The sequence below is a fragment of the Streptomyces sp. JW3 genome (genome assembly GCF_052216785.1).
In the GTDB taxonomy this organism is placed as follows: Bacteria; Actinomycetota; Actinomycetes; order Streptomycetales; family Streptomycetaceae; genus Streptomyces.
Genome location: NZ_JBQOUX010000102.1, coordinates 21,462 through 27,461, shown reverse-complemented (window position 1 = coordinate 27,461; position 6,000 = coordinate 21,462). Strand labels below are relative to the sequence as shown.

The 6,000-nt window shown below is 70.4% G+C and carries 3 protein-coding genes; 1 reads left to right on the top strand and 2 read right to left on the bottom strand.

Translation table 11 applies throughout. The features are described 5' to 3' along the window. Positions 1–476, bottom strand: a 476-nt coding sequence (locus ACTT8P_RS30505; protein WP_442835009.1) for a hypothetical protein, incomplete at its 3' end; no start/stop codon positions are given. Between the two features lie 488 nt (positions 477–964). Between ACTT8P_RS30505 and ACTT8P_RS30500 the strand changes: the two genes are divergently transcribed. Then, complete coding sequence (locus tag ACTT8P_RS30500; protein ID WP_442835008.1) at positions 965–4,534, top strand: FG-GAP-like repeat-containing protein; 3,570 nt, start codon at positions 965–967, stop codon at positions 4,532–4,534. Positions 4,535–4,558: 24 nt separating this feature from the next. Here ACTT8P_RS30500 and ACTT8P_RS30495 read toward each other — a convergent pair whose 3' ends face one another. Next, complete coding sequence (locus tag ACTT8P_RS30495) at positions 4,559–5,947, bottom strand: ricin-type beta-trefoil lectin domain protein (RefSeq protein WP_442835007.1); 1,389 nt, start codon at positions 5,945–5,947, stop codon at positions 4,559–4,561. Between the last annotated feature and the right edge of the window lie 53 nt (positions 5,948–6,000).

The window sequence follows — 6,000 nt, the reverse complement described above, 5'->3', positions numbered from 1 at the left end:
GTGACGGTGAGGGCCACGCCCTCGATCGCGGTGGCGGCCAGCTCGTCCTGGCCGGCGAGCGTGACCTGCCACTCGCCCTCCAGGGCGGACGCCTCGGTGGCGGTGGCGGTCTCGGGGGCGCCGACCTCGACGGGCAGGGTGGTGCCGTTGTCCTGGGCGAGCGGGACCATGGCGCCGGGGGTGAGACCGGTGAGGTCCTTGGCGACCGTGCCGCCGGCCGGGGCGGTGACCTTGCTCGGGTCGTACTCGGCGGGCTGCTCGGCCTCGGCCGTGGTCAGTTCGGCGAGCTGTCCGCCGTTCTCGCCGTCGGCCTCCTCCGACGCGGGGAGGTCGACCAGGTCGACTCCGCTGCGGTCGTCGTCCGGCGGCAGGGCGTAGGCGGCGGGCAGGATGCCCATGGTCAGCGCGACCACGGTCGAGCCGATGAGGCCGGCGCGTATCCGCGTCCGTCTGCGGCGTTCGGCGCGCGTGCTCACACGCTCCCGCCTGCCGCTCCACGACAGTGATCCCCACACAGCGGCAGCCCCCGCGCACAGTTCCGTCCAATGTCGATCACGAACTCTCCGGCATGCCTTCACGGAAAGTCAACAAGATCCAGAGGGGTGGTTATCTAGGTCACGTGTGCAATTCTTGCAGCATTCCATAAAGGGATCCCAGTTCACTCAAGAGGCGCGAGAACGGGTCAAACGGATTCCAATCCACCAGCAAAGGGAGGTAAAAAGCGCCCCTTTGAGCGGAGCTGCCCGACTCAGGAAAGCCCAGGTCAGGTGCGTGACTTGGACACCTGGCCGAAAAAGATCGGTCCGGCGGGCGAAAGGCTTGAAGGCGGGTGTGGCGCAACCTCGCTGTATCGGCCATGCTCTGTGCTCGTTTCCTGGACCGCCTCTTCAATACGGCCGGGGACGCAAGGGAACTCACAGAATTCCGGGGGTTTCGGAATTCCAGGGGGAAGGGACGCAGCACCATGGAACGTCGTCGCTTCGGCCTGCCCGCGTCCGGACGCGGACGGGCAGGCGTGGGCGCGGTGGGCGCGCTGGTCGCCGGCGCGCTGGGCGTCGGACTGCTCGCCGTCCCGCTCCTCCACACCTCCGACGGCACCGACGGACCGGCCCGCACCGAGCGGTCCACCGCGCGTCCGCTGACCGAGGAGACCGCGCAGGAGCAGGCCGTCAGCAAGGGTGAGCGGGTGGAGGTCGGCACCTTGCGCGACGAGACCTCCGAGACCTACGCCCGGCCCGACGGCAGCTTCGAGACGGTCGTGCACGCGGCGCCGGTACGGGCGAAGGTGAACGGGGTCTGGAAGGCTGTCGACACCACGTTGCGGCAGGTGGCCGGGGGCGGATGGGCGCCCAGGGCCACCGCCGACCCCGTCGTGTTCTCCGGCGGCGGCGACGGCGCGGGCAGCGACAACGCGGGCACCGGGAGCCCAGCGGCGCGTCACGGCTCCGCGTCCGCCGTCCGCCCGGCGGTGTTCACCACCGGCGGCGGCAACGCGCTGCGGGTCGCCGACGCCACCGAGGGCTACACCGAGTTGGCCACCCTGACCAGCGACGGCCACGAGATCACGCTGAGCTGGCCGGGTGCGGTGCCCGAGCCGGTGGTGAGCGGGTCCAGCGCCCTGTACCGGGAGGTGTTCGACGGGGTCGACCTGATGCTCACCGCGCAGGCCGACGGCTTCAGTCACGTACTGATCGTGCACAGCGCCGAGGCGGCCGAAGGTCCAGAGCTGACCGAGCTGTCCTACGGGCTGTCCTCCCCCGACCTGACCTTCCACCTGGACCCGGTCACCAAGGTCGTCAGCGGCAAGGACCGCGCCGGTGCGGAGTTCGCCTTCTCGCCCACGCCGTACCTGTGGGACTCGGCGGGCCGCCCCGCCGTCACCGAGGGCGACGACCCCGATCCGACCGAGAGCGCGGAGCCGGAGCCGTCGTACTCGGAGGAGTCGGGGGCACCGGCCGACGACGGTCCGGGCGTCCCCGAGGACGGGATGGACACCGACGCTCCGGCGGAGACCGAGTCCGCCGAACCCGCGCCGACCGCGTCCAGCACCACCGCGTCCCCCGACGCCACGGACACCGACCCCGGCACCGACCCGTCCGCCGGCACCACCGCGTCCGCCGATCCGGCGAGCGCCGCCAGGACCACCGGCGACGGCACCGCGGACGTCCGGCCGGCCGGGTACGCGAACGCCGCGCCCGCCCCGCTCACGGACGACGAGGTGTTCGCGCTCGCCGGACTCGCCGGGCCCGACCCCGGCACGCACCTGGCGGTGGCCGGCGCGGCACTGACCGATCCCGGCGCCGCCGCCACCGGCCTGTCGATCACGCCGGACCGTGAGCTGCTCACCGCCGAGGACACCGTCTACCCGGTCTTCATCGACCCCACGATCTACGGCAAGACGAAGAACTGGACCACGGCGTACAAGAAGTACCCCACCTCCAGCTTCTACGACGGCGCCAACTACAACAGCGGCACCACCGAGGCCCGCGTCGGCTACGAGTCGACCACCTGGGGGCTGTCGCGCTCGTTCTTCCGGCTCGGCTGGAGCACCAACCTGAAGGGCGCCGTCGTCTCGTCGGCCACCCTGTCCCTGCGGGAGACGTACTCCTGGTCCTGCTCCAGCCGGGAGATGCAGGTGTGGACCACCGGGTCCATCTCGTCCAAGACAACGTGGAACAACCAGCCGGACTGGAAGACTGAGATCGGCACCAAGTCCTTCGCCCACGGCTACAACTCCTCCTGCCCGGACGCCTATGTGGAGTACAGCGCCAAGTCGGCGACGCAGGACGCCGTGGACAGCGGCGCCCAGTCGATGACCATCGGGCTGCGCGCCACCACCGAGGACTCCGCCTACTCCTGGAAGAAGTTCCGCGCCGAGAGGGACAGCGCCCCCAAGCTGAAGATCGTCTACAACCGCAAGCCGAAGACGCCGAGTTCGGCGAAGCAGTCCCCCGGCGAGAGCTGCGACTACAGCACGCCGTACATCCACATCGGCAAGCGGGATCTCGTCCTGTCGGCAAAGTCCTCCGACCCAGACGACACCTCCACCCGCAAGGACCTGGAGTACCTGGACTTCGAGCTGTGGCGGACCGGCTACGGCGACGACAAGATTCTCGACAAGAACGTCACCGTCACCAGTACCGGCACGGCGTCGGCCACGGTAGCCAAGTCGCAGTTCACCAACGGGTACCAGTACTCCTGGCGGGTCCGCGCGATCGACTCCTCCGGGGCCGCGTCCGTGTACTACCCCACCAAGAGCCCGAACGTGTGCCGGTTCGTCTACGACAGCACCGTGCCGAACGAGCCGATCGTGACCTCCGACGACTATCCGGCGGCCGACGAGGACGGGAGTGTCTGGTCGGAGGTGAAGTTCGGGACGTCCGGGACCTTCACCATCGCCCCGGACGAGGACACCGACGTCACCCGCTTCGACTACTCCTTCAACAACACGACCTACGACAAGAGCAAGACGGTCACCGCGGGCAAGTCCGCCACCCTGTCGCTGTCGCCGCCCACCGCGGGCCCCAACGTGCTGTACGCACGCGCCGTGGACAGCGCCGGCAACACCTCGCCGGGCACGAAGTACCTGTTCTACGTGACGCCCAGGGATTCGGCGGACGAACCCGGGGACGCCATGGGGGACGGCATCCCGGACCTGTACGCCATCAGTTCCGGCGGCAACCTTACGCTGTACCCCTCCACCAGCGCCGGTGACCTGCACGTCGGCCTGGCGGCCGGTCATGACGACGGCGTCGGTCTGCTCTCCGACGAGGACGGCGACGGCGAGGAGTACAAGCCCGGGTACTGGATGGGCGCCGACGGCGCACCCGCGCTCCTCGCGCACGGCGGTGACGTCCTCGCGGGCGACGGCGTCGGTGACCTCTTCGCCCGGATGCCCGACGGCAAGCTGTACGTGTACCCCGGCGACGGCTACGGCAGCGTCGACATCTCCCGGCGCAGCACGGTCCGGCTGCCCTCCGGCTCACCCGACCCGGCGACCTTCGACCAGATCATCACGGGTGACTACGACGCCGACGGCCGGGCCGACATGTTCGCGACGGCGGCCGGCGGTGAGCTGTGGGCCTTCGAGGGGTACACCGGGGCGACCTTCCTCTCGACGACGAAGATCAATTCATCGGCGTGGCTGGAGCGGGACCTCGTCTCGGTCGGTGACCACGACAAGGACGGCGCCCCCGACCTGCTGTGGCGCTCCGGCTCCTCCAGCCGCCTGTATCTGCGGTACGGCGTGGCGGACAGCGCGGGCGGGTCCACCATCGCCTCGCTGTCCACGGCGGCGGCGTCGAGGACCGGGGCCGACGAGGTCTACGCCGAGGGCTGGTCGACGGCCACCGTGCCGGTGACGCATCTGCGGGGCACCCCGGACGTGAACGGGGACGGCATCCCCGACCTCTGGGCCCTCTCCAGCTCCGGGAGCGTCTACTTCTACAAGGGCGGTGCCGCCACCATCGGCGCCGGCGTCGCCGTCATCAGTTCCGCCAGTGAGTGGGGGACGACGAAACTCGCCTTCGGGTGAGGGGCACCTCACAGGGCAACGTACTCAGTCCTCCACCCGCCACTTCTGGTTGGGCTGACCGTTGCAGGTCCACAGCTGCAGGTCCGTGCCGTTGCCGGTGGCGGCGTCCTTGGCGTCGACGCACTTGTCGGCCTGCGGGTTGACGAGGTCGCCCGCGGTCGACAGCACGAACTGCTGGGCCGGGTTGCCGCTGCACCGGGCGAGCTGGATGACGGCGCCGTCCTCCGTCGAGCCCCAGGCGACATCCATGCACAGGCCGAGGGAGCGTACGGTGCCGTCGCCCCGGAAGTCCCACTTCTGGTTGCCGGTGCCGACGCACTCCCAGAGCTGGAGCGGGGTGCCGTCCTTGCCCTCGCTGAGCTTCTTGGCGCCGGTGACCTCGATGCAGCGGTCGGAGCCCTCGCCGATGATCTGGGAGCCGGCGGCCACGGTCTGCGTCTCGGACGGCGTGGGTGCGGCTTTCTGGCCGCCGCCGCCCGTACCGGAGCCGGACCCGGAGCCCGAGCTGTCCGAGTCGCCGCTGTCCTGCTCCGCCTTCGAGGTCTGCGGGGCAGCGACGTCGGGCGCGGCCGGTGCCGAGGACGAGACGCCGTCGGGCACGATCGGTGCCGAGGTGGACGGGGTGGGCAGGGTGCCGACGCCGACCTCCTCCAGCTGTTCCGTGGCGAGCGTGGCGACCCTGGGCTGGTAGGCGAACCAGATCATGACGAAGGCGATCGCCAGCGAGAGGGCGATGCCCAGGGTGGCGGCGAGCCAGCGGGGCAGGAAGCCGCGCTGCACGTACACACCGTCCACGGGCAGCGGTTCGGCGCCGGAGCGGAGCACGTGCAGGGCGTACGGCCGCTGCTGCTTGGAGCCGAACCAGATGATCTGCCGGGGCTTGAGCCGGGCGTCCACGAACGCCGCCCGGCCGGGCTCGATCTGGACGTTCTGCGGGCGCAGCTCGTAGGACAGCTCGTCACCGTTGTCACTCGCGGACAGCGAGGCCGTCACCTTGGTGTTGCCGACGTTGTCGACGGCGAGCCGGGGCTTGCCCCGGAAGACCCCCTTGACGGTGTGCGGTACCAGTTCGGCGCGGAGTTCGGTGAACGGGGTGACGGTGATGTTGCCTTCCGGGACCGTCACGGCCCCGGGGTGCTCGGTCGGGACGATCCGCACGGCGTACGGGTTCGGCCCGGCCTGCGCGTCGGGGGTCCGCGGCGGCGCGAAGGTCAGTTCCACGGTGCCCGTCGTCCCCGGATAGAGCCGCAGCGTCTGCGGCTCCACCGTCATCCAGGGGGACAGCGCGCCGACCGGTTCGAGGCGGTACTCGTCGACCACGTCGCCGGTGTTCCGCAATCTCAGCCGCACCCGGGCGGTGCCGCCGGGATCCACGGTCGCGGAAGTCGGCTCCAGTGAGGTCCACATGCTCATAACACGAACCCAAGCAGCTGAAAAGCCCTCCGTCAGGAGACGGCGGGGCAGGT

Excerpts from the sequence above, each read along its gene's own strand:
- ACTT8P_RS30500 (WP_442835008.1), top strand. The coding sequence starts at position 965 with ATGGAACGTCGTCGCTTCGGCCTGCCCGCGTCCGGACGCGGACGGGCA.
- ACTT8P_RS30495 (WP_442835007.1), bottom strand. The coding sequence starts at position 5,947 with ATGAGCATGTGGACCTCACTGGAGCCGACTTCCGCGACCGTGGATCCC.